Here is a 22,314-nt window from a genome sequence, read left to right on the forward strand (position 1 = left end):
CGCCTGGATCATCCCGCCGGGCGCAAGGGCGGCTCGGCCGGCACGTCCTTCAGGTCCATGCCCTGAAACTTGCCGGTCAATGTGCGCAGGAACGCGGCGATATCCGCCACGTCCTGGTCGGAGAGAGAGCCGGCCGGCGTCTGATAGCGCGCCATGACGCGGATCGCCTGTTCCAGGGTCGCGGCACTTCCGTCATGGAAATAAGGCGGCGTCAGCGCGACGTTGCGCAGATTGGGCACCTTGAAGCGCTGCAGGTCGGCTCGGGACTGCGTCACCGCGAACCGGCCCAGATCGGCCTGGGTCAGCGGCTTGTCGCGATCCTGGAAATAAGGTCCTTCCAGGCCCAGGATCTCGAACGCGTCGCCGCCCACCGCGACGCCGCTGTGGCAGCCCGAGCAGCCGATCTGCTTGAAGCGCGCATAGCCGCGCAATTCCTGCGCGCTGAGCGCCCGGCTGTCGCCTTTCAGATAGAGGTCGAAGCGGCTGTCCGGGGTGATCAGCGTCTTTTCATATTCGGCGATCGCGTTGGTGACGGTCTTCTCGGTCACCGCGTTCGGCCCGTACAGGCTTCCGAACGCCGTCGCGTATTCCGGCACGGCGGCGATGGTCGCCGCGACCGTGGCCCAGTCATGCGACCCCATCTCGACCGGATTGGTCACCGGGCCCGCCGCCTGCGCCGCCAGGTCGGCGGCCCGGCCGTTCCAGAACTGCGCCAGGTTGAACACGGCGTTATAGACGCTGGGCGTATTGATCGGCCCCTTCTGGCCGTTGATGCCGGTCGCGGTCACCATCCGGTCGACCCCGCCGGTATTCAAGCCATGGCAGCTTGCGCAGTTCAGCGTGCCGTCACCCGACAGCCGTTTGTCGAAGAAGAGCTGGCGGCCCAGTTCGGCCTTCTGCCAGTCCACCGGAACGGATTGGGGAATGGGCTGGATCACCTCGCCCGCGAATTGCGGCGCCACGCCGGGGGTGGCGTAATAGCGCCGGCGCTGGTCGGCGATCCAGGCCAGGATGTCCCGCCGCTGGCGCGCATCCAGATAGGCGTGCCAGTGCAGGGCCAGATAGGCCCAGGGCGGCATCCGGTTCTGGATGATGACCTCCTCGATGCGCGAGAGCTGCTCGACCGAGGGCGGCTTGCCCGCCTGGAATGCCGCGATCACCGGTCGGAACTGGAAATGGCGCTGACCCTGCGTCAGGTCGCGCGCCATGATCTGGTTGGCGAAAGGCAGGCTGAAATAGAAAGGCAGCTTCGTGCCGGCGACGTGACAGTAATCGCACCGTGCCTCCTGGAACGCGGCGAAGGCCTTCATCGACACCGGGTCGCGCAGCGAAAGGCTGCCCTGGGGGATCTGCGGCGCGCCCTGATGGTCGAAATGGTCCAGAAACGCGACCGTCGCGCCATAGGCGACCAGCCCCGCCGCCACCAGGCCGGCGACGATTTTTCCGAATGTGCCGCGTGCCACTCTTCAGCCCCCATTGTTTGTCCTGCCACAACGACAGCCGCGCGCAGGGGTTGCACCCGGCCTGCCGTCGCAGGCCACCCGCATGACCGAATCCCGGCAGGATTGATGAGACGGGTTGCGAAGAGCGATATACCCACCCATCGCACCCCGCGACAATCGGGAACGGTCCAACCGGCAGGGACTCGATGGCTGACAATACCGTGACGGATGCCCAGCGGGCGCAATTGCGATCCATCGCCCTTGAGAGCCCTCTTTTGTCCTCGATTCTCGAGAGATGGGAACAAATTGTTCTTCCCGACGCCTGGCTTGTCGGGGGAGCGATTGCTCAAACGGTCTGGAATCGAACTTTCGGCTTTCCACCGACGTACGGCATAAATGACGTCGACATTGTCTATTTTGACGCGGACAATCTTTCCGAGGATGCGGAAGCCTTGCACTCGGCACGCATTCGCGCGGCATTCCCTGATTTGCCTGCTTGGATCGACGTAAAGAATCAGGCCAGGGTACATCATTGGTACGAAGCGAAATTCGGATATTCCATCTCGCCTTACACATCGGCAGGCGAAGCCATCGCGACTTTCCCGACCACAGCGACGACTGTCGGCCTGCGTCCTGGACGTACCGAGCTGGAACTGTGCGCCCCCTATGGACTTTCTGACTTGCTCGGTTCAGTCGTGCGACCCAATAAAAGACAAATCACACGCGAAATATATGAAAGAAAAGTCGAACGGTGGACTACGTCATGGATCGGACTTACGGTCATCGGGTGGAATGAATAACGGCACCATCAACATGTTTTCCTGATATTCTCGCGTCTGTCCTGCCATCGGTCGCCGGGACGGAACGTGGGTCTCATGGGTCGTTCACGCCGTTATGAACGCGCAACGCAGTGCCGAAACCTTGCACCGCGACCCATCGTTACCACGTCCCACTGTCATTACCGGTCCGATCATCGGCAGGCCGAAGCCGTCTATTCACCCCACACTTGCATCACCCCGCACTTGCGTCACCGATGAAGCGCTGAAGGATCGAGGAGACACCCCATGACCATTCCCGTCCTGCATATCCTGAACAGCAAGGGCACGAGCGTCGTCACCGTTCGCCCCCAGGACAGCGTCACGGCGATCGCCAACCTGCTGACCCACCGCCGGATCGGCGCCGTGCCGGTGCTGGACGAGCAGGGCCGTATCGCGGGCCTGGTCTCGGAACGGTCGATCGTCGAGGCCATGGCCCATCGCGCGGACACGATCGACCGGCTGACCGCCGCCGACATCATGACCCGCGACGTTCCGACCGCCACGCGGTCCGAGGACATCGTGTCGGTGGCCCGCAAGATGACCGACCGCCACAGCCGCCACGTGCCGGTGCTGGACGATGCGGGCCGGCTGGTCGGTCTGGTCAGTATCGGCGACATCGTCAAACTACGGCTGGAGGAAGCGGAATCGCTGGCCCGGGAGATGCAGTCCTACGTCATGCAGGAGGGCCACGCCTCGGTCGCGCCGCACCCGTTCGCCTCGTGACCGTTCGCCTGGTGACCGACTTCGTCTTCATCGCCGGGGCCGCGGCCCGGCCCCGGGAACAGGATAGATGTGGATCGTCAGGATCGCGCTGAGCCGACCCTATACCTTTATCGTGCTCGCGCTGCTGCTGGCCGTTCTGGGGCCGCTGGCGGTGCTGAGCATGGCGACCGACATCTTTCCCGCCATCGACATCCCGGTCATCAGCGTCATCTGGACCTATGGCGGCATGCCGCCCCAGGACATGAGCGGGCGGATCACCAGCGGTTTCGAACGCGCCTGCCTGGTCGCGGTGAACGATATCGACCATATCGAATCGCAGTCCCTGACCGGCATGGCGATCGTGAAACTGTTCTTTCACCGCGGGGCCAATGTCGACCTGTCCATGAGCCAGGCGACCGCCGTGTCGCAGGCCTGGCTGAAGCAATTGCCGCCGGGGATCACGCCGCCCTTCATCCTGTCCTACAACGCGTCCAGCGTGCCGATCATCCAGCTTGCGCTGTCCAGCCCCACCATCACCGAGCAGGGGCTGTTCGACCTGGCCAATAATTTCGTGCGCACCCAGTTGGCCGGCGTGGCGGGCGCGTCGATCCCCTATCCTTATGGCGGGCGGCAGCGGCAGATCCAGATCGACCTGGACCAGGCCCGGATGCAGGAGCGCGGCGTCTCGGCCCAGGATATCGTCGACACGATCAACGCCCAGAACCTGATCATTCCCGCCGGCACCGAGAAGATCGGCGAATTCGAATACAATGTCCGGCTGAACGGCAGCCCGCTGACCGCGCAGGCGATGAACGACCTGCCGATCGCCGCGATCGGCGGCACGATCCTATTGCTGCACGACGTGGCGCATGTGCGCGACGGCTCGGCGCCGCAGACCAATATCGTGCGCGTCGACGGGCGGCATGCCAGCCTGATGACGATCCAGAAGACCGGCAACGCCTCGACGCTGGACATCATCAGCCAGATCAAGGGCCGCCTGCCGCAGGTGCGCGCCGCCTCGCCGCCCGCGCTGCGGATCGACCCGATCGGCGACCAGTCGGTCTTCGTCCGCGCCGCGATCGACGGCGTGGTGCGCGAGGCGCTGGTCGCCGCCACCCTGACCGGGCTGATGATCCTGCTGTTCCTGGGCAGTTGGCGCAGCACCCTGATCATCACGATCTCCATCCCGCTTTCGATCCTGTCCTCGCTGATCGCGCTCTATGCGCTGGGGCAGACGATCAACATCATGACCCTGGGCGGCCTGGCGCTGGCGGTCGGCATCCTGGTCGACGACGCCACGGTCGCGATCGAAAACATCAACGCCCATCTGGAAGCGGGCGCCGAGGTCGAACCCGCCATCCTGGCCGGGGCGCAGGAAATCGCGGTGCCGGCCTTCGTCGCCACGCTGTGCATCTGCATCGTCTTCGCGCCGATGTTCTTCCTGGGCGGGGTGGCGCGCTTTCTGTTCGTGCCGCTGGCCGAGGCGATCTGTTTCGCCATGCTCGCCTCGTACCTGCTGTCGCGCACGCTGGTGCCGACCCTGGCGAAATACTGGCTGCGCCGGCATGCCGGACAGGACGGCGATGCCGCGCCGCGCAACCCGCTGGTCCGCCTGCAACGGGCCTTCGAACGCGGCTTTACCGGCGCGCGCGATCGCTACCGCACGGCGCTGGAGGCCGCCATGGCGCGCCGCCGCGCCTTCGTGCCGCTGTTCCTGGGCGGGGTCGTGCTGTCGCTGCTGCTGCTTTTTCCCTGGCTGGGCCGCGATTTCTTCCCCTCGGTCGATAGCGGGCAGATCCGGCTGCATGTCCGCGCCCATGCCGGGTTGCGCGTCGAGGAAACCGCCCGCCTGTGCGACCAGGTCGAAGACGCGGTCCGCACGGTCATCCCCGCCCGCGCGATCGCCAGCCTGGTCGACAATATCGGCCTGCCGGTCAGCGGCATCAACATGACCTATAGCACCTCGGCCCCCACCACGGCCGCCGATGCCGATATCCTGATCACGCTGAAGGACGGGCACGACCCCACGGCGGATTACGTGCGGCGGCTGCGCCTGCTGCTGCCGGCGCGCTTTCCGGGCGTCGGCTTCGCCTTTCTGCCCGCCGACATCGTGACCCAGATCCTGAATTTCGGCACGCCCGCGCCGATCGACGTCCAGGTCAGCGGCTTCAACCTGGCGGCCGACAACCGCTATGCCCAGGGGCTGCTGCGCGCCATCCGGCGCGTGCCCGGCATCGCCGACGCGCGCATCCAGCAAGATTACGACAATCCGGAATTCGACGTGCAGGTCGATCGCAGCCGCGCCCGCGATATCGGGCTGACCCAGCGCGACGTGGCCAATGCGCTGCTGGCCGCGCTGTCCGGCACCTTTCAGATCAATCCCAGCTTCTGGCTGGATCCGGGCAACGGCGTGTCCTATCCGCTGGTGGCGCAGACCCCGCAATACCAACTGGATTCGCTGGATGCGCTGCGCAACATTCCGCTGACCGCCCTCTCGCCGGCTGCGCCGGGCGGCGCCCGGCAAAGCCCGCAACAGATTCTGGGCGCGGTCGGCACCATCACCCGCAATGTCGGCCCGTCGGTCGAGACCCACTACAACGTGGCCCCGACCGTCGATATCTACGCCACCACCCAGGACCGCGACCTGGGCGCGGTAGCCGCCGACATCGACCGCATCGTCGCCCGTGCCCGCCCCGCTTTGCCCCGCGGGTCGCGCGTCGCCGTGCGCGGACAGGTCGAAACCATGACGGAGTCCTTCACCGCGCTGTTCGCCGGGCTGGGCTTCGCGACCCTGCTGGTCTATCTGCTGATCGTCGTCAATTTCCAGTCCTGGACCGACGCGTTCATCATCATCACCGCCCTGCCGGCCGCGCTGGCCGGCATCGTGTGGATGCTGTTCCTGACCCATACGCGGCTGAGCGTCCCTGCCCTGACCGGCGCGATCATGAGCATCGGCGTCGCAACCGCCAACAGCATCCTGGTGGTCAGCTTCGCGCGCGAGCAGATGCGCCAGGCCGGCGCCGACGCCCGCCGCGCCGCGACCGAAGCCGGATTCACCCGGTTCCGCCCCGTGCTGATGACCGCGCTGGCGATGATGATCGGCATGGTGCCGATGGCGCTGGGCCTGGGCGAAGGCGGCGAGCAGAATGCGCCGCTGGGCCGTGCGGTGATCGGCGGCCTGCTGTTCGCCACCGTGGCGACCCTGATCTTCGTGCCCGTGGTGTTCGCGCTGGTGCATGGCCGAGGCACCCCGCCCGGTACCCCGCCCGGCGCCCCGGCGGGTCGGGCATGACCGCCCGCCCGGCCGCCCCCCGTGCGCGCCATGCGCGGCTGTGGCTGGCGCTGCTGCTTCTGCTGGCGGCCTGCGCCGCCCTGTGGGGAATCGTCTCGCGCATCCGCGCCGAACAGGCGCTGCGGCGCGCGACCGACGCGGCGGCCGAGCCCTTCGTCGCCGTGATGCGTGCGCAGGCCGGCCCGGGGTTCGAGGCGGTCAGCCTGCCCGGTACGCTGAGCGCCGCCTACGACACGCCGATCTATGCCCGCACCAGCGGCTATGTGAAGCGCTGGTATACCGATATCGGCACCCGCGTGACCGCGGGCCAGGTGCTGGCCGAGATCGAATCCCCCGAAATCGACCAGGAACTGCGCCAGGCCCAGGCCGACCTGATGACGGCGCGCGCCAGCGACATGCTCGCCCAGGCCACCGCGCGGCGGGTGCGCGCCCTGCTGCCGACGCGTTCGGTCTCAGCCCAGCAGAACGACCAGGCCGCCAGCGACGCCGCCGCCCGCGCCGCCGCCGTGGCGTCGAACCAGGCCAATGTGCGGCGCCTGGAGCAATTGGTGCGGTTCGAAAAAGTGCTGGCGCCCTATGACGGCATCGTCACGGCGCGCGAAACCGACAATGGCAGCCTGATCGACGCGGGCAGCGGCGGCGGGCCGGAACTGTTCCGGGTGGCGGACATCAGTTGGCTGCGCGTCTATGTCCAGGTGCCGCAGGCCTATGCCCCCGCGATCCGGCCCGGCCTGGCGGCCGAGCTGCGCCTGCCCGAATATCCGGGCCGCGTCTTCGCCGCCACCCTGACCCGCACGGCGAACGCGCTGCAACCGGGTCCGCGCACCCTGCTGGCGCAGTTGCGCGCCGACAATCCCCGGGGCGAATTGCTGCCCGGCGGCTATGCCCAGGTGCGGCTGGTTCTGCCGGTCCCCGACCGGGGCGTGCGCATCCCGGCGAACGCCCTGCTGTTCCGGGCCGAGGGGCTGCGCGTCGCCACCCTGGCGCCCGACGGCCGGGCCCGGCTGCATGCGGTGACGATGGGCCGCGATTTCGGCACCAGCGTCGAGATCCTGACCGGCATCGCCCCCGGCGACCAGGTGGTGCTGAACCCGCCCGCCGCCCTGACCGACGGCCAGCCCGTGCGGACCGGCGCCCCGCAATGACCCATGCGCCCGCCGCCCGCGCCGCGATCCGGCTGATGCCGGCCCTGCTGGCCATGCCGGTCCTGCTGGCCGGCTGCGACCTGGCCCCCCGTTACGCTCCGGCCGCCATGCCCGTTCCGGCCGCCTTCAAGGAACAGGCCGGCTGGATACAGGCCACGCCGCAGGACGCGGCGCCGAAAGGCGCCTGGTGGCGCATGTTCCGCGACCCGGACCTGGACCGGCTGGAAGACGCCGTCACCGCCGCCAACCAGGATCTGCGGATCGCCGTGGCCCAGTTCGACGAGGCCCGCGCCGACGCGCGGACCGCCCAGGCCGATTACTATCCCACCCTGGATCTCAACGGCGCGTGGAGCCGCAACGGGTTATCCGGCGCGGTCGCCAACGTCTTTCGCAACCGCACCTTCAACAACTACAGCCTGGGGCTGGACCTGCAGTACGAGGTCGATGTCTGGGGCCGCGTGCGCAACCAGGCCAGGGCCGGCCGGGCCCGGGCCGCGGCCAGCGCGGGCGACCTGGCCAGCGTGGCGCTGAGCCTGCATGCCGAACTTGCCACCGACTATATCCTACTGCGCGGCTATGACGCGCAGCAGGACGTGCTGGACCGCACCGTCCGCAACGACCGCCATGCGCTGGACCTGACCCAGGCGCAATTCGACGTCGGCTATATCGCGCAGCCCGATCTTTCGGCGGCGCAGGCGCAACTGCAATCCGTCATCACCCAGCAGACCGACAACCGGCTGAAGCGCGCGACCCTGGAACATGCCATCGCCGTCCTGACCGGCCAGCCGCCCGCCGTCTTCAGCCTGCCGCCCCGCCCGCTGCCCGCCGATCCGCCCGGCATCGCGCCCGGCCTGCCGGCCACCCTGCTGCAGCGCCGCCCCGACATCGCGGCGGCCGAACGGCGCGTGGTGGCGGCCAATGCCGAGATCGGCGTCGCCCGCGCCGCCTATTTCCCCGCCCTGACCTTCGACGCGCTGATGGGCGTGCAGGCCGCCATGCCCAACCACCTGCTGAGCGCGCCGGCCCAGGCCTGGTCGTTCGGCCCGCAGGCCGTGCTGAACCTGTTCGACGGGGGCCGGCGCGCCGCATTGAACGCCCATGCCGGCGCGGCCCATGACGAAACCGTGGCCCGGTACCGCCAGACCGTGCTGGATGCGTGGCGCGACGTCGAGGACGCCCTGGCCGCCCTGCGCCATTTGGCCGAGGAATCCGTCAGCCAGCACGAAGCCGTCCTGGCCGCCGCCGACGCCACGCACCGCGCCGGGCAACTGGGCACCGGCGGCCTGGCGAATGATTATAGCGTGATCGTGGCGCGCAATATCGAATTGTCCGACCGGCTGTCCGAAGTCGACATCGCCACGCGCCGCCTGGCCGCCTATGTCGCGCTGGTCAAGGCGCTGGGCGGCGGGTGGCGATAAACGCGGGCGGCGCGGGTGGGACACGATCCTGGCCACCGGCGCGTCCGGGCAATATACCGGCTATTCCGTCGCACCGCGGCAATTCTTCCTGGTCCTGACCGGCTGTTTCCGGTCTTTGGCCCGTTCTGATCTTTGGCCCGTGCGGGCCGCGCTCGAGTGCGGCGCGCCTTCTATTCCAGGCTGAGCCTTACCGCCGCTTCGGCATGCAGCGCGGTGGTGTCGTAGAGCGGCAGCGCGCTGTCGTCCGGGCCGACCAGCAGCATGATTTCGGTGCAGCCCAGGATGACCGCCTCCGCCCCCTGATCCGCCAGTCGCCGGATGATGGCGCATACCGCCTGCCGCGATTCCGGCAGGATGGTCCCCCGGACCAGTTCGTCATAGATGATGCGATGCAGCGCCTGGCGATCTGCCGCATCGGGGGTCAGCACCTCCAGCCCATGCATCCGGGCCAGCCGCCCGCGATAGAAATCCTGCTCCATCGTGAACAGCGTCCCCAGCAGCGCAACGCGCCGCCGGCCGTCGGCACGGAGCCTTGCGGCCACCGGGTCGGCGATGTGCAGCAGGGGAACCGCCAGCGCCGCCTGCACCTCATCGGCCATGCGATGCATGGTGTTGGTGCAGATCAGTACGATATCGGCACCGCCCGCCTCCAGCCGCCGGGCCGCGTCGATCATCAGCGCGGTGGCGTCCGCCCATCGTCCGGCGCGCTGCAGGTGCTCGATCTCGGCGAAATCGAACGACCAGAGCAGGCACCGCGCCGAATGCACCCCGCCCAGGCGCTGCTGCACACCCTGGTTGATCAACCGGTAATAGACCGCGCTGCTTTCCCAGCTCAGCCCGCCCAGCAAGCCGATCGTCTTCATCGCACGGCCTCCTGCACCAGGGGATAGAGCGAGGCGACCAGCAGCAGCGCCATGGCCAGGTTGAAGCCGCGCAGCACCGCCGGACGGGACAGGAAGCGCCGCATGGCCGAGCCGAACCCGGCCCACAGGCTGACGGCGGGCACCGTCACCACGCCGCAGATCGCGCTGGCGATCGCCAGATTGACCAGGAAATCCTCGCGCGGCGTATAGGCCGACACCACGCCGATGGCGATGATCCACGCCTTGGGATTGACCCACTGGAATCCGGCCGCCTGGAAAAAGCCGATCGGCCGGCCGGCCCCCGCCGCGCCCCCGCCGCCAGCGGCGGTCGCGATCTTCCACGCCAGCCACAGCAGATAGGCCGCGCTGACATATTTCAGCGCCTGGTACAGCACCGGCAGCCGGTCGAAGACGCTGCCGAGCCCGATCCCGACCAGCCCCACCATGACCACGAAGCCGACCGCGACCCCCAGCATATGCGGCAGGGTGCGGCGGAAGCCGTGATTCAGCCCCGATGCGGCCAGCATCGTGTTGTTCGGCCCCGGCGTGATCGAGGCCACCAGGGCGAAGGCGAACAATGCGCCGAAATCATGCCAGAAGGCGGACATTGCAAAATCTCCGGTTGCGGACGGGCGTCCGGCACCAGTATTGACCATAGGACCGGAACAGAACCGGTACAGTTGATACATATTCCTTCAAACTGTTCCGGAGGCCGGACCATGCCAGTTGCGACCACCCCTTCCCTGGCCACCCTCTCCCCGGCCATCCCGTCCCTGGCCGCCTTTCCGCGCTGGCAGCCGGTGCGCGGCGGCGACCGGACGCTGGTGGCCCAGTTGGAAGACGAACTGGCCGGGCGGATCGCCGGGCATGCGCTGCGCCCCGGCAGCCGCCTGCCCTCGGTGCGGCGCATGGCCGAAAGCGCCTGTGTCAGCCGCTTCACCGTCCTCGAGGCCTATGACCGGCTGGTGGCGCGCGGCCTGGTCGAACCCCGGCACGGATCGGGCTATTTCGTGCGGGCGCGGGCCGGCGTGCCGCCGATCGCCGATGCCGTGCCGGCCCCGCCGGCCGCGCCCGCCATCCCGCCGGCAGCCCGGCTGGATGTGGCCTGGCTGCTGCGCGGCATGTTCAGCGACCGGCCGGCCGAGATTCCGGCGGCGGCGGGGCTGCTGCCCGCCGGCTGGCTGGACGGGGCGCTGGTCAATGCCACCATCCGCGCGGTGGCGCGCAATGCGGGCGACGCAATGCTGGATTACGGCCATCCGCGCGGCCACGCGCCGTTGCGGACGCAACTGGCCTCTCGCCTGCAGGCGCAGGGGATCGCCGCCCATGCCGACCGGAACCTGATGACCATTGCGGGCGTGACCCAGGGGCTGGATTTGATCCTGCGCCTGCTGGTGCAGCCGGGCGATACCGTGATGGTCGAGGATCCGGGCTGGTTCCTGCTGTTCGGGCGGCTGGCCGCCTATGGCACGCGGATCGTCGGCGTGCCGCGCGGGCCGGACGGGCCGGACCTGGCGGCGCTGGAGCGGCTGGCCGCCGCCTGCCGGCCGAAACTCTTCCTGATCAACAGCGCGGTGCACAACCCCACCGGCCACACGCTGGGCGCGGCGGCCGCCCATGACCTGCTGCGCCTGGCCGAGCGGCATGATTTCCTGATCGTCGAGGACGACACCTATGCCGATTTCCATCCCGGGCAGCCGATCCGCCTGGCGGCCCTGGACCGGCTGCAGCGCGTCATCCTGGTCGGCGGCTATGCCAAGACACTGGCCGCCGGCCTGCGGGTCGGGGTGCTGGCGGCCCGGCCCGAGCTGATCGACCGCCTGACGGAACTGAAGCTGCTGGCCGGGCTGACCTGCCCATCCCTGGGCGAGCAGGTGGTGCATCGCCTGCTGCATGAGGGCCATTACGCCCGCCACCTGGCCCGCCTGCGCCAGCGGGTGGACCAGGCCCGCCATCATTGCATCGACGCCCTGGTCCAATGCGGCCTGACCATTGCGCATCCGCCCCATGCCGGCATGTTCGTCTGGGCCGACTGCCATCGCGATTCCGAAACCGTGACGCGCCTGGCCGCCGATCACGACATCCTGCTGGCGCCGGGCGCGCTGTTCTCGCCCACCCAGGCGCCTTCGACCATGCTGCGCTTCACGGTCAGCATGGTCGAACATCCGAAACTCTGGAGCACGCTCCGTTCCATCCTGGGCGAGACGGAAAGCGCGGGATTTCCTCAGCCGCCCGTGGGGTCGTAGCCGGGCTTCTTGTACAGCGTGCCGGGCTTACCCAGGATATCGGGCTTATAGACCGTCTCGACCCAGTCCGCCGGCGCGACGTCCTCGATGCCGACCGAAACCGCCGCTTCCTTGCTGCCGACGGCGGCCATCACCGCCCGCGTGATCTCCTCGGCCAGCCGCGCCTTCTGTTCCTCGGACTTGCCGGCGTACAGCTTCACGATGACATGCGGCATGGTTCATCTTCCGTGGCTTATGTCCGGTACTGATCGTCGCTTACCTTTTCCATCCAGTCCACGGGCGAGCCGTCGAATTTCTCCTGGATCGCGATATGGCTCATCGCCGTGGCGGGCGAGGCCCCATGCCAGTGCTTCTCGCCCGGCGCGAACCACACGACGTCGCCCGGACGAATCTCCTCGACCGGGCCGCCCTCGCGCTGCGCCCATCCGAAGCCGGACGTCACGATCAGGGTCTGCCCCAGCGGATGGGTATGCCACGCCGTCCGCGCCCCCGGTTCGAACGTGACCAGGGCGCCGGTCACGCGGGCCGGATCGGGCGGGGAGAAGAGCGGGTCGATCCGCACCGTGCCGGTGAAATACGCCTCGGGCCCTGTCCCGGAGGGCTGCGAACCGCTTCGCCTGATCTCCATGACGTGTCTCCTCCATGGGCGTCCGGACACGCCGCCATCATGGGCCGCGCCGTCGCACCCGGAAAAATTAGCACGCGCCCCCGCAGTGATTAGACGCTGTTCTCCGTATGGACCTGTGAGTAAAACTTCATAATGAACCGGGACAATCTTCACGACCTGGCGGCCTTCGTCACCGTGGCGCAGGAACGCAGCTTCACCCGCGCGGCGGCGCTGCGCGGCGTGTCGCCCTCGGCGCTCAGCCAGACGATCCGCGCCCTCGAAGCCCGCCTCGGCGTCCGGCTGCTGACGCGCACGACCCGCCGCGTCGCCCCGACCGAGGCCGGGCAGCGCCTGCTCCGGACCCTGGAGCCGCGCCTTGCGGAGATCGACGCCGAACTGGCGGCGCTCGGCGCGCTGCGCGAGCGGCCGGCCGGCACCATCCGCATCACCGCCACCGAAAACGCCGCCGGCGCGGTGCTGTGGCCGGCGCTGCGGCAGTTCCTGCCCCGCTATCCCGACATCAGGGTCGAGATCGCCGTCGAGTACGGCCTGACCGACATCGTGGCGGAGGGATACGATGCCGGGGTCCGCCCCGGCGACACCGTCGCCAGGGGCATGATCGCCGTGCCGATCGGGCCCGACATGCGCATGGCGGTGGTGGGGGCGCCATCCTATCTCGCCCGCAGGCCGCCGCCGGACAGGCCGCAGGACCTGGCGGCGCATGAGTGCATCAACCTGCGCCTGCCCACCCATGGCGGCCTTTATGCCTGGGAGTTCGAGCGGGACGGCCGCGCATTCCGCGTGCGGGTCGCGGGGCGGCTGGTCTTCAACACCTCGACCCGCATCCTCGATGCCGCGATCGACGGCTTCGGCCTGGCCTACCTGACCGAACAGCAGGTCCGGCCCCATCTCGACAGCGGCCGGCTCGTCCGTCTTCTGGCGGAGTGGTGCCCCCCGTTCGCCGGCTATCACCTCTATTATCCCAGCCGCCGCCAGCCCCCGGCCGCCTTCGCCCTGCTGGTCGAGGCCCTGCGCCATCGGCCCCGGCCGGGAAGCGCTTCAGCGCCGTGACCCCAGATGATCGACGAAGAACGCCGTGACGGCCGCGTTGAACGCATGATGAAATGCGACCCGGTCAAAGTCCGGCGCGCTGGCACAGATGGACGGCACGATCCGCGCCAGAGACGCCGAACACGGCGCCAGGAAATCGAAATGCCCGGCATTGGCGACGGCGTGAAATTCCGGCGGACGCGGCAGCGCCCGCCTGACCGCCGCGGCGTAATAATCCGGTGGCAGGACCCGGTCGTCATTGGCCTGCCATAGCTGGACCGGCATTGTCACGCGTCGCAGCCCCTCGGGCGTGAAGGCAAATCCCAGCGCCGGCGCCGCGACGACGATCGCACGGATACGGCGATCCCAGGGAAACGCCGCCTGCCCGGGCGGGGCGTGGTGATCCTGGACCAATCGACAGACGAAGAACGCCGGGTGCGCCCGGCAATGCGGCGCGACACGCCGCAGATCGGGCGTTCCCCCGGCAGCAATCAGCGCCGTCAATCCGCCGGCCGAAAACCCGAACGCGCCGATACGGCCCGGATCCACCGTGCCGGGATACCATGCTGTGATCATATAGTCGGTCACGATTTCCAGTTGGCGCACCCGCCAGGCGGGATCGAGCACACGGCTCTGATCGCGGACATTATCGCCGAGGTAAGTCGGCGCGGCGACGACGAACCCGGCCTGGGCCAGCGCCAGCGCGGTGTCGGAGTGCCCTGCGAAATTGCCCCCGGTGCCATGCGAGATCGTGACCAGCGGCAGATCACGGCCGACCGGACGGCCGCCGGCAACGACCGACTGCCGAAACAGGCCGACCGACGTGGGACGCGGCCGGCCGTCGGACGGGTACCAGACCGCCACTGGGATCGCCGGGCCATCCCGGCTGGGCACCTGCAAGACGGCAAAACCGACCGCACGCGCCCAAAGCGGAGTCCAGATCGCCGCCCCCAGACCCATGCCGCCCGAAAGAAGCAGACAAACCAAGATGTGACCCAAGATGCGACGCATGGCGATCCCCCGTTTCCCTCCCGGTTGGCAGGCAGGCGCGAATTGTGCCAGCCTTGCTTCGCGAAGAGGCGAACGGGCACGCGAACGGACGTCCGGGCCGATGGGGACCAGGAGCGCCGAGATGTCTTACGCACTGGAATTGCCGGAGATGCCGCCCTTATTCGGCAGCGCGCGCGACTGGTCGCGCGAACTGCTCCTGTCCCTCGCCGCCGGAACGTTTCTCGGACTGACCGGCCCGTTCGGCAGCTACCGGAACACGTCGCATCTTGGCGTGCTGGCCTATTGGGTCGGAACCACGCTCTACGGCGCCCTGCTGCTGGGCCTGACGGTCCGCCCCGCGATCGGCCTCGGCCGCCGCCGAGGCTTCCCGCCGTGGGGCACGTTCGGACCGTCCCTCCTGCTGGCGGCGATTCCGCTTTCCCTGGGATGCCACGTCATCGCGGCACGTCTCTGGCCCCAGTCCGTCGCGCGGATCGGCCTGCTGGGGTGGTACGGCCAAACTCTGGTCATCTCCCTGCCGCTGGCGCTCGGCTACCTGGCCGGCACCAGGCCGGGCACGGTTTCTGCCCCACGACCCGCGCCGGTACCGGACGCGACCGCCGGGCCGAAGTCACGATGCGCCATCGCGCCGGCCTTCTGGCAGCGCCTGCCTCCCGATCTCGGCCGAGACCTGGTCGCGCTGCAAATGGAGGATCATTACGTCCGGGTGCATACCGCGAACGGGTCGGCCCTGGTGCTGCTCCCTCTTCGTCAGGCCGTTGCGGAACTGCCGTCCTCGCTTGGCATGCAGACGCACCGGTCATGGTGGGTCTGCCATCACGCCGTGACGGGCACGGTCCGGGACGGCCGCAATCTCCGCCTGCGCCTGAAAACCGGCGTCGAGGCCCCGATCTCTCGCAACAACGTCGCGTCGGTCAGGGCCGCCGGGCTTCTCGCGCCCGAACGGCCCTGACCCGCTCCGTGCGGACGCCCGTTCAGTTTCCGCCGCGCTCGGCGGCGCTGGCCGCGCGAATTGCCGCGAATTCCGACCCGGCCTTCCAATGCGGCCAGGCGTGGGAGAAGGCCAGGTCGCGGCCCACCCGATAGACCAGGGCCGCGTCTTCCGCCGCGCCGCGCGTGTCCAGCGCCGGGCTCCACGCGTCGCAGGCCTGGTGGTAGCATTCCATATAGGCCTTCAGCCATGCCGCGCCGGCCGCGGTGCCGCCGGTTTGCAGGTCGGGGAACCCGGCCATGTCCATCACCGCCAGCACCGGCACCCCGGCCCGGGCGAACGGCAGGTGATCGGCCCGGTAGAACGCCCCGCGCTCGGGCTTCGCCTCGGGCTGCGCGACGCGCCCCTGCGCGCGGGCCGCCGTGGCGAAATCGTCCTGCACGCTGTCCTGCCCCGCCCCGATCACGAAGACATTGCGCGACGGCCCGGCCATCTGCAGCACGTCGATGGTGAAATTCGCCGCCGTCCTGGCCAGGGGCGCCAGCGGGTGCGCCGCATACCAGCTCGATCCCAGCAGGCCGCGTTCCTCGGCCGTCCAGGCCGCGAACATCACCGTCCGTTCGGGCCGCGGCCCCGCCTTGAAGGCGCGGGCGATTTCCAGGATCGCGGCGATCCCGGACCCGTCGTCGATCGCCCCCCGCCGGATCACGGGACGGCCCTGCGCGTCCACCCCCGTGCCGAACGCATCCCAATGCGCGCCGAACATCACCGTCTCGTCGGGATGGCGCGTGCCCGTCAATTTGCCGATGACGTTGCGGCTTTGCAGATGCGCGACCGAGACCGGAATATCGGCCGTGAACGCCGCCCCCGGCAGCGTCACCGGCCGGAACGCCGGATCGCGCGCCCGCACCCGCAGCGCCGCCAGGTCCAGCCCCGCGCGGGCGAACAGCCGCGCCGCCGCGTCGCCCTGCAGCCAGCCCTGCAAGGGCACCGGCCGGTCGGCCGTGCCGGTGCGCGCGATGTCGAACGCCTCGCCGCCCGGCGCGATCACCGTCGTCCACGGATAGGACGCGCCCGGCGTGTCATGCACGATCAGCGCCGCGATCGCCCCGCGTCGGGCCGCTTCCTCATATTTATAGGTCCAGCGCCCGTAATAGGTCATCGTCCTGCCGCCGAACCGGCCGGCGACGGGTTCGCCCGGCCGCGCGTCGAAATCCGGATCATTGACCAGGAAGACCGCGACCTTGCCCTTCAGGTCCACGCCCTTGTAATCGTCCCACCCGCGTTCGGGCGCGTGCACGCCGTACCCGACGAAGACCAGCGGCGCGCCGTCGATCCGGATCCGTGCATCCGGAACCAGGGTCGAAAGATAGATGTCCTTCCCCGGCGCCAGAGGCGTCGCCGCACCGCCGATCGTGACATCCAGCCGCGCGGGAGTGCCGATGCGGGTGCGCACCAGCGGCACCACCTGCGTCCAGCCGCCATGCTCGCCCCCCGGCTCCAGCCCGATCGCACGATATTGCGCGATCAGCCACGCCACCGTCTTTGCCTCGCCCGCCGTCGCCGGCGCCCGTCCCGCGAAGGAATCCGACGCCAGGGTGCGCATCGCCGCCGACATCCGCGCCGGGTCGATCGGCGCCCAAGGGGTCTGGGCCTGGGGGGTCTGGGCAAGGGCAGGTTGGGAGAGGATCAGGGCGGGCAACAGCGCGGCGGTCATGCGGTGCGAGATCGGCAAAACATCACTCCAGTGGCAAAAAGAACCTTCTTTTTCTGAAGAAAAAGAAGCAAAAAGACTTTTATTCGTTTAGGGACTTTGCGTGTGGCCGGCACGTAATTCCTGAACGTCCGGAAGTTTTTTGGTTCTTTTTTTCAAAAAAGAACAGAACCATCCCCCAACGTTTCGTCCAGCAGGGTAAAGAGGCGCTTGAAATGCAGCGCGTCCGCCGCGGGGTTATAAACCGGGGCGTCGGTCGCGGTGAAGCCGTGCAGCGCGCCCTTGTAGAGTTCGGTGGTGAAATGCACGCCGGCCTCGGCCAGGGCGCGGTCCATGGCCGCGATCTGCTCGGGCGGCATCAGCGCGTCGCGGTCCGCGTGGCCCAGATAGACCCGTGCCGCGATGCCGCCGACCGCATGGACGACGCTGTCGGGGTCGTTCCCATCGGCCAGGCGCGCGGCATGGAACGCGGCGGCGGCCCCGACCCGGTCGGGATGCAGCGCGGCCAGGCGCAGCGCGAAGGCGCCGGTCATGCAATAGCCGACCGTGCCGATCGCCCCGTCGGCGAAGGCCGGATCGGCCGCGATCGCGGCCAGCAGGGCCGCAAAATCGCGCGCCTGCGCCGGCGGCGTCAGATGGGCGGCATAGCCCAGCAGCATATTGCGCATGTCCGGATCGCGGAAAGATCGGCCGGCGGGCACGACCTGGCCGGCGGCGCTGCGGTAATAGATGTTGGGCATCAGCACGGCATAGCCGCCATCGGCGATCCGCTGCGCCTTGTCGTGATAGCTGGGACGCAGCCCGCCGATATCGCTGAACAGCAGCACGGCCGGATGCGGCCCGGCGCCGTCCGGGACGAAGACCAGGGCATCGATCACGCCATCCGGCGTGGGAATGGACAGCGGGCGCATGGACATCTCCTGTTTTCTGTTCCCTGTTTTCATGTTTCCTTGGGGGCAAGCGCGGTTCCGCCGGCCCGGTTTTTCTGCACTATGGCCCATCGCGCGCCGATCCGAAACGCACCACCGGCGCGCGCAAGGACAGGAGAGCCCCGATGCCCCACACCCCGCCCGACGGCATGCCGCGCTATCGGCTGTTGACCGGCAAGGACGATGCCGCCTTCTGCCGCCGCGTTTCCGAAGCGATCGAGCTGGGCTACAGGCTCTATGGATCGCCCGCCGCCACCTTCAACGGCGAGAATGTCGTGGTGGCCCAGGCGATCCTCTGGCCGGACGACGAATAGCCGGCGGCGCCGGCCCTACGGCGCCATCGTCCAGCCGGCCAGGGCGATTTCCCGCACCGTGCCCTGGTCCGCCGCGTCGGTGGCGAGACGGACCTGGAACCGCCCGGCCGGCACCCGCCAGCGATCCGCCGCGTCGTCGAAGCGGGCCAGGACGCGGGGCTCGAGCGTGACCGCCACCTGTTGGGATTCGCCCCTGGCCAGCGTCAGGCGCTGCCAGCCCGCCAGCCGGCGTCCGCCGCCATCGGGCAGCGTGACATAGAGCTGCGGCACGGCGACCCCGTCACGGGGCCCGACATTGCGCACGGTGAACCGGGCGACGACATCGTGGCCCGATGCCGCCAGCGTCAGATCGCCCATGCGGAAATCCGTGTAGGTCAGGCCGAACCCGAACGGAAAGAGCGGCTGCCGGCGGCGCGCGTCGAACCAGCGATAGCCGACCTCGCTGCCCTCGTCGTACATGACTTCCTGGTCGGTGTGGAACTGGACGTCGAACACGGTATTGGCCCGCACCCCCGCGATGTCCGGGCGCGGCAATTGCGCTGCCGCGCGGGGGAAGGTCATCGGCAGGTGGCCCGACGGGGCCGCCGCGCCGTAGAGCAGCCGCGCGATCGCCTGGCCGCCGCCCGAACCGGGATACCAGGCCTGCATCACGGCCTGCACCGACTCCAGCCAGGGCATCAGCACCGGATTGCCGGTTTCCAGCACCACCACGACATGCGGATTGGCCCGCGCCACCGCGGCAATCAGCGCGTCCTGCCCGTCCGACAGCGACAGGTCGGGGGAATCGATCGATTCCACCGACCATTTCGTGGCGAAGATCACCACCGCGTCGGCCTGCCGCGCCGCCTGTGCCGCGCGGGCCGGATCGGTGCCCGGGTCATAGGCCAGCTTCTCGCCGGCCAGCGCCTGCATCGCCCGCAGCGGCGCGGAGGGGAAATAGACCGGCGCCCCGGGCCAGGGCAGCGCCTTGTCGTCGGCCGGCACCGCGTTGCCGCCGATGGGCACGACCTGCGCCGAACCGCCGCCCGAGATGACGCCCGCATCGGCATGGCCGCCGATCACCAGCACATGCGCGTCGCGCCGCAACGGCAGGATGCCCCGGTTGCGCAGCAGGACGGCGCCCTCTTCCTCGTCCTGCTCGGCGATCGCCGTGTCGGCCGCCGCGTCGATCGGGGTGATGACCGGCGGATGTTCGGGCAGCCCGACATCATAGACCGCATACAGCACCCGCCGCGCCATGTCGGCGATCCGCGCGCGCGGCACCGCACCCGCCTGCACCGCCTGGGCAAGCATCGGGCCGAAGAACGGGCGCGCATCGATCGTATCGCCCGAGGATTCCTGGTCCAGCCCCGCCAGCGCGGCCCGGACGGTGGTATGGTCCGCGCCCCAGTCCGACATGACGAATCCGGGATAATGCCAGTCCTGCTTGAGGGTTTTCGTCAGCAGATAGGCGTTCTCGCAGGCGAAGAGGTCGTTGACCCGGTTGTAGGAACACATCACCGCGCCCGGATGTCCCGTCTCGATCGCGATCTCGAATCCCAGCAGGTCGCTCTCACGCATCGCCGCCGGGGCGATGTTCGCGCTGAGCGTCATGCGCGATGTTTCCAGGTCGTTCATCGCGAAATGCTTGAGCGTGGAGATGACGTGCCGGGACTGGATCCCCGCGATGGTCTGGCCCACGATCCGCCCGGTCAGCAGCGGGTCCTCGCCGGCATATTCGAAATTGCGCCCGTTGCGCGGATCGCGCGTCAGGTCCGCGCCGCCGGCCAGCAGCACGTTGAAGCCGTTGCGCCACGCCTCGGCGCCGATCATCGCGCCGCCCGCGCGCGCCATGGCGACATCCCACGTGCCGGCGGTAGCCAGCCCGGACGGCAGCGAGACCGCCGGGCCGTTGGGCCGCACATGGCGCGGATCGCCCACCCCCAGCCCGGCATCGGTTTCCTCCAATGCCGGCAGGCCGAGATGGGCGGGCGGCAGCAGGAAGGCCGCCGACCCCAGCGCGCCCCGCGGGATGGCATGCGCCCCGAACCCGCCGCCGTCGCGGCTGAACACCAGGGCCAACTGGTCCTGCAGCGACATGTGCCGCAGCAGCGCATCGGCCCGCTGCGCCGCCGTTGGCGCCCCGCTCTGCGCGCCATCTTGCGCGCCATCCTGCGCCATCAGCGGCTCGACCGGCGCGCCCGCCGCCACCAGGGCGCACAGCCCGCCCCTCACCCAGCCCAGCCGCTTCATGAATCCCCTGATTTCAATTTGATGTCGAAACAATTCAACCGCGGCCCGACATGGGTCCGTGCGTATCGGCGTGCGCGGACCCGTGCCGGGCGGTTGCTGATTCCCGTCGAAGGACGTTTACGAACGGACCCCGCCGAAATGGCCGGCAAACGCGATCTGCGACAGGGGCAGCCGGTCCGAGGGATTTTCGCGGGCGCGCAGGCCCTCGGGCAGGGTGTCGGCCGGGGCCTGGCGGCCGATGGCGATCGCGGCATGAATCGCATGGTCCTGGGGCACGCCCAGCCCGGCGCGGATCGCGTCATGGTCGATGCCGCTCATCGCGTGGGCGGCCCAGCCCGACGCGGTGGCCTGCAGCATGATCTGCGCGGCGGCGGCACCGGCATCGAAGGCATGGGTGGGCGCGGGCACCGGATCGGTCTTGCCCGGCGGCACCATGGTGGTGGCCGACAGCACGAAGACCAGCGCCGAGGCCGAGCCGGCCCAGGACTGGTTGAACGGCACCAGATAGCTGACGAACCGTTCCCACGCGGCGCCCCCGTCCGGCCCACCACGCAGCGCGTAGACGAAGCGCCAGGTCTGCGAATTATAGGCCGAGGCCGCCCAGCGCCCGGCTTCGAGGAAGGACAGCAGCGTCTCCTCGGTCATCGCCGATCCGTCATAGGCGCGCGGCGACCAGCGATCGACGAAAAACCGGTGAACCGGCAGAGTGGGAACACGGGAAGGCGCGGTCGTCATAAGCTATCCACCTCGGTACGGGACGATTCGTTCCGAGCTTAGTGTTCCGTCCGCGAAATGCGTAGGCCAAATTCGCCTAGGCCGGCGCGGCGATGCCGCGCCACACCATATAGGCCGCCACGACGAAGATGATGCAGGCGAAGATCCGGGTCAGCAGGCCGCGCGACGCCGCCAGGTGGCGGGCCGCCCGCGTGCCGCCCAGGCTGCCCGCCACACCGCCCGCGACGAACAGCCCGGCCAGCGGCCAGTCCACCATGCCCGACAGCGCATAGCTGACGCTGGTGCTGAAGCCGAAGCAGGCCACCGCGACCAGCGAGGTGCCGACCGCGTTGAGGATCGGCATGCCGGTCGAGGCCATCAGGCCCGGCACGATCAGAAACCCGCCGCCGATCCCGAAGAAACCGGACAGCAGGCCGGTGGCCAGCCCCGTGCCGGCGATCCGCCCCGCATTGTCGCGGGTGCAGGTGGCCATCGGGTCCCCCGCGCCCGGGCGCGCGCGCAGCATCAGCGCGCCCACCCCCACCATCAGCACGGCGAAGGCCAGCAGCAGGCGCTGCCCGCCCATGATCTTGCCCTCATGCGCGCCCAGCAGCGCGCCCAGCACCCCGGCCGCCGCGAACACCGCCGCGCAGCGCCACCTGACCGTTCGCGCCCGCGCGTGGCTGGCCAGCCCGGCCAGGGCATTGGCGGCGACCGCCGCCGCGCTGGTGCCGATCGCGACATGCGCGTCGCGCAGCCCGACCAGATAGACCATCAGCGGCACCGCCAGGATCGACCCCCCGCCGCCCACCAGCCCCAGGGTAAAACCGACCAGCACGCCCGACAGCACGCCCAGCCCAGCCTGCACGGGTTCCATCGCGACGGC

General features: G+C 69.2%; 20 protein-coding genes. 9 read left to right on the top strand and 11 right to left on the bottom strand.

Going from position 1 to position 22,314, the window contains the following annotated elements:
• Positions 1 to 8: 8 nt before the first annotated feature.
• Positions 9 to 1,463 (bottom strand): cytochrome c peroxidase, encoded by a 1,455-nt coding sequence (locus AAC691_RS10450; RefSeq protein ID WP_342630006.1) that lies wholly within the window; start codon positions 1,461 to 1,463, stop codon positions 9 to 11.
• A gap of 185 nt (positions 1,464 to 1,648) precedes the next feature.
• On the opposite strand from AAC691_RS10450, the gene AAC691_RS10455 reads away from it, so the two are divergent.
• The 5 genes from AAC691_RS10455 (at position 1,649) to AAC691_RS10475 (ending at position 8,817) form a co-directional block, all read left to right on the top strand.
• Positions 1,649 to 2,242: a nucleotidyltransferase family protein gene (locus AAC691_RS10455; RefSeq protein ID WP_342630007.1), complete on the top strand. Its 594-nt coding sequence runs from the start codon at positions 1,649 to 1,651 to the stop codon at positions 2,240 to 2,242.
• 264 nt (positions 2,243 to 2,506) lie between these two features.
• Positions 2,507 to 2,983 carry a CBS domain-containing protein gene (locus AAC691_RS10460; protein WP_342630008.1) on the top strand — a complete coding sequence of 159 codons (477 nt, stop codon included), beginning with the start codon at positions 2,507 to 2,509 and terminating at the stop codon, positions 2,981 to 2,983.
• Between the two features lie 67 nt (positions 2,984 to 3,050).
• The gene (locus AAC691_RS10465; protein WP_342630009.1) at positions 3,051 to 6,254 is read left to right on the top strand and encodes an efflux RND transporter permease subunit; all 3,204 of its coding nucleotides are present in this window, start codon (positions 3,051 to 3,053) and stop codon (positions 6,252 to 6,254) included.
• Positions 6,251 to 7,399: an efflux RND transporter periplasmic adaptor subunit gene (locus tag AAC691_RS10470; RefSeq protein ID WP_342630010.1), complete on the top strand. Its 1,149-nt coding sequence runs from the start codon at positions 6,251 to 6,253 to the stop codon at positions 7,397 to 7,399. Before AAC691_RS10465 ends, AAC691_RS10470 begins: the two co-directional genes overlap by 4 nt.
• Complete coding sequence (locus tag AAC691_RS10475) at positions 7,396 to 8,817, top strand: efflux transporter outer membrane subunit (protein ID WP_342630011.1); 1,422 nt, start codon at positions 7,396 to 7,398, stop codon at positions 8,815 to 8,817. The genes AAC691_RS10470 and AAC691_RS10475 overlap by 4 nt, the downstream gene beginning before the upstream one ends.
• 170 nt (positions 8,818 to 8,987) lie before the next feature.
• Here AAC691_RS10475 and AAC691_RS10480 read toward each other — a convergent pair whose 3' ends face one another.
• Entirely contained in the window at positions 8,988 to 9,680 is a 693-nt protein-coding gene (locus AAC691_RS10480; protein WP_342630012.1) for an aspartate/glutamate racemase family protein, read from the bottom strand.
• Positions 9,677 to 10,288, bottom strand: coding sequence for a LysE family translocator (locus AAC691_RS10485; protein WP_342630013.1), 612 nt, complete (start codon positions 10,286 to 10,288; stop codon positions 9,677 to 9,679). The genes AAC691_RS10480 and AAC691_RS10485 overlap by 4 nt, the downstream gene beginning before the upstream one ends.
• A gap of 111 nt (positions 10,289 to 10,399) precedes the next feature.
• On the opposite strand from AAC691_RS10485, the gene AAC691_RS10490 reads away from it, so the two are divergent.
• The gene (locus tag AAC691_RS10490) at positions 10,400 to 11,926 is read left to right on the top strand and encodes a PLP-dependent aminotransferase family protein (protein WP_342630014.1); all 1,527 of its coding nucleotides are present in this window, start codon (positions 10,400 to 10,402) and stop codon (positions 11,924 to 11,926) included.
• On the opposite strand, the gene AAC691_RS10495 is transcribed toward AAC691_RS10490, so the two are convergent.
• Both AAC691_RS10495 and AAC691_RS10500 read right to left on the bottom strand, forming a co-directional pair.
• Positions 11,905 to 12,141, bottom strand: coding sequence for a tautomerase family protein (locus AAC691_RS10495; protein WP_342630015.1), 237 nt, complete (start codon positions 12,139 to 12,141; stop codon positions 11,905 to 11,907). The genes AAC691_RS10490 and AAC691_RS10495 overlap by 22 nt on opposite strands.
• Positions 12,142 to 12,158: 17 nt before the next feature.
• Positions 12,159 to 12,554, bottom strand: a complete 396-nt coding sequence (locus AAC691_RS10500; RefSeq protein WP_323992531.1) for a cupin domain-containing protein — start codon at positions 12,552 to 12,554, stop codon at positions 12,159 to 12,161.
• A 132-nt stretch (positions 12,555 to 12,686) separates the two neighbouring features.
• Between AAC691_RS10500 and AAC691_RS10505 the strand changes: the two genes are divergently transcribed.
• On the top strand, positions 12,687 to 13,604 hold the full coding sequence (locus AAC691_RS10505) for a LysR family transcriptional regulator (protein WP_342630016.1): 918 nt from the start codon (positions 12,687 to 12,689) through the stop codon (positions 13,602 to 13,604).
• Here the strand turns inward: AAC691_RS10505 and AAC691_RS10510 are convergent.
• Positions 13,593 to 14,570 carry a dienelactone hydrolase family protein gene (locus AAC691_RS10510; RefSeq protein WP_342630017.1) on the bottom strand — a complete coding sequence of 326 codons (978 nt, stop codon included), beginning with the start codon at positions 14,568 to 14,570 and terminating at the stop codon, positions 13,593 to 13,595. The two genes, AAC691_RS10505 and AAC691_RS10510, sit on opposite strands and share 12 nt — an antisense overlap.
• Positions 14,571 to 14,715: 145 nt before the next feature.
• Here AAC691_RS10510 and AAC691_RS10515 point away from each other — a divergent pair, with 145 nt between their 5' ends.
• Positions 14,716 to 15,546 carry a LytTR family DNA-binding domain-containing protein gene (locus tag AAC691_RS10515; RefSeq protein WP_342630018.1) on the top strand — a complete coding sequence of 277 codons (831 nt, stop codon included), beginning with the start codon at positions 14,716 to 14,718 and terminating at the stop codon, positions 15,544 to 15,546.
• Positions 15,547 to 15,568: 22 nt separating this feature from the next.
• Here the strand turns inward: AAC691_RS10515 and AAC691_RS10520 are convergent, their stop codons facing one another.
• Together AAC691_RS10520 and AAC691_RS10525 are read right to left on the bottom strand one after the other, a co-directional pair.
• Positions 15,569 to 17,242: a M28 family metallopeptidase gene (locus tag AAC691_RS10520; RefSeq protein ID WP_342630190.1), complete on the bottom strand. Its 1,674-nt coding sequence runs from the start codon at positions 17,240 to 17,242 to the stop codon at positions 15,569 to 15,571.
• Between the two features lie 152 nt (positions 17,243 to 17,394).
• On the bottom strand, positions 17,395 to 18,150 hold the full coding sequence (locus tag AAC691_RS10525; RefSeq protein ID WP_342630019.1) for a dienelactone hydrolase family protein: 756 nt from the start codon (positions 18,148 to 18,150) through the stop codon (positions 17,395 to 17,397).
• Positions 18,151 to 18,293: 143 nt separating this feature from the next.
• On the opposite strand from AAC691_RS10525, the gene AAC691_RS10530 reads away from it, so the two are divergent.
• Positions 18,294 to 18,482 (top strand): DUF1737 domain-containing protein, encoded by a 189-nt coding sequence (locus AAC691_RS10530; protein ID WP_342630020.1) that lies wholly within the window; start codon positions 18,294 to 18,296, stop codon positions 18,480 to 18,482.
• A 15-nt stretch (positions 18,483 to 18,497) separates the two neighbouring features.
• Here the strand turns inward: AAC691_RS10530 and AAC691_RS10535 are convergent, their stop codons facing one another.
• From AAC691_RS10535 to AAC691_RS10545, 3 genes are all read right to left on the bottom strand, one after another.
• On the bottom strand, positions 18,498 to 20,714 hold the full coding sequence (locus AAC691_RS10535; RefSeq protein ID WP_342630021.1) for a glycoside hydrolase family 3 C-terminal domain-containing protein: 2,217 nt from the start codon (positions 20,712 to 20,714) through the stop codon (positions 18,498 to 18,500).
• A 117-nt stretch (positions 20,715 to 20,831) separates the two neighbouring features.
• Positions 20,832 to 21,449, bottom strand: a complete 618-nt coding sequence (locus tag AAC691_RS10540; RefSeq protein ID WP_342630022.1) for a nitroreductase family protein — start codon at positions 21,447 to 21,449, stop codon at positions 20,832 to 20,834.
• Positions 21,450 to 21,525: 76 nt separating this feature from the next.
• Positions 21,526 to 22,305: a sulfite exporter TauE/SafE family protein gene (locus AAC691_RS10545; protein ID WP_342630023.1), complete on the bottom strand. Its 780-nt coding sequence runs from the start codon at positions 22,303 to 22,305 to the stop codon at positions 21,526 to 21,528.
• Positions 22,306 to 22,314 lie beyond the last annotated feature (9 nt).

The organism is Nguyenibacter vanlangensis, from assembly GCF_038719015.1.
GTDB classification, from domain to species: Bacteria; Pseudomonadota; Alphaproteobacteria; order Acetobacterales; family Acetobacteraceae; genus Gluconacetobacter; species Gluconacetobacter vanlangensis.

What these genes read in the sequence shown, in the direction of transcription:
- AAC691_RS10545 (WP_342630023.1), bottom strand. Translation starts at nt 22,305, where the DNA reads ATGGAACCCGTGCAGGCTGGGCTGGGCGTGCTGTCGGGCGTGCTGGTC.
- AAC691_RS10470 (WP_342630010.1), top strand. Translation starts at nt 6,251, where the DNA reads ATGACCGCCCGCCCGGCCGCCCCCCGTGCGCGCCATGCGCGGCTGTGG.
- AAC691_RS10530 (WP_342630020.1), top strand. Translation starts at nt 18,294, where the DNA reads ATGCCCCACACCCCGCCCGACGGCATGCCGCGCTATCGGCTGTTGACC.
- AAC691_RS10505 (WP_342630016.1), top strand. Translation starts at nt 12,687, where the DNA reads ATGAACCGGGACAATCTTCACGACCTGGCGGCCTTCGTCACCGTGGCG.
- AAC691_RS10465 (WP_342630009.1), top strand. Translation starts at nt 3,051, where the DNA reads ATGTGGATCGTCAGGATCGCGCTGAGCCGACCCTATACCTTTATCGTG.
- AAC691_RS10500 (WP_323992531.1), bottom strand. Translation starts at nt 12,554, where the DNA reads ATGGAGATCAGGCGAAGCGGTTCGCAGCCCTCCGGGACAGGGCCCGAG.
- AAC691_RS10495 (WP_342630015.1), bottom strand. Translation starts at nt 12,141, where the DNA reads ATGCCGCATGTCATCGTGAAGCTGTACGCCGGCAAGTCCGAGGAACAG.
- AAC691_RS10535 (WP_342630021.1), bottom strand. Translation starts at nt 20,714, where the DNA reads ATGAAGCGGCTGGGCTGGGTGAGGGGCGGGCTGTGCGCCCTGGTGGCG.
- AAC691_RS10480 (WP_342630012.1), bottom strand. Translation starts at nt 9,680, where the DNA reads ATGAAGACGATCGGCTTGCTGGGCGGGCTGAGCTGGGAAAGCAGCGCG.
- AAC691_RS10490 (WP_342630014.1), top strand. Translation starts at nt 10,400, where the DNA reads ATGCCAGTTGCGACCACCCCTTCCCTGGCCACCCTCTCCCCGGCCATC.
- AAC691_RS10455 (WP_342630007.1), top strand. Translation starts at nt 1,649, where the DNA reads ATGGCTGACAATACCGTGACGGATGCCCAGCGGGCGCAATTGCGATCC.
- AAC691_RS10460 (WP_342630008.1), top strand. Translation starts at nt 2,507, where the DNA reads ATGACCATTCCCGTCCTGCATATCCTGAACAGCAAGGGCACGAGCGTC.
- AAC691_RS10520 (WP_342630190.1), bottom strand. Translation starts at nt 17,242, where the DNA reads ATGACCGCCGCGCTGTTGCCCGCCCTGATCCTCTCCCAACCTGCCCTT.
- AAC691_RS10525 (WP_342630019.1), bottom strand. Translation starts at nt 18,150, where the DNA reads ATGCGCCCGCTGTCCATTCCCACGCCGGATGGCGTGATCGATGCCCTG.
- AAC691_RS10475 (WP_342630011.1), top strand. Translation starts at nt 7,396, where the DNA reads ATGACCCATGCGCCCGCCGCCCGCGCCGCGATCCGGCTGATGCCGGCC.
- AAC691_RS10540 (WP_342630022.1), bottom strand. Translation starts at nt 21,449, where the DNA reads ATGACGACCGCGCCTTCCCGTGTTCCCACTCTGCCGGTTCACCGGTTT.
- AAC691_RS10485 (WP_342630013.1), bottom strand. Translation starts at nt 10,288, where the DNA reads ATGTCCGCCTTCTGGCATGATTTCGGCGCATTGTTCGCCTTCGCCCTG.
- AAC691_RS10515 (WP_342630018.1), top strand. Translation starts at nt 14,716, where the DNA reads ATGTCTTACGCACTGGAATTGCCGGAGATGCCGCCCTTATTCGGCAGC.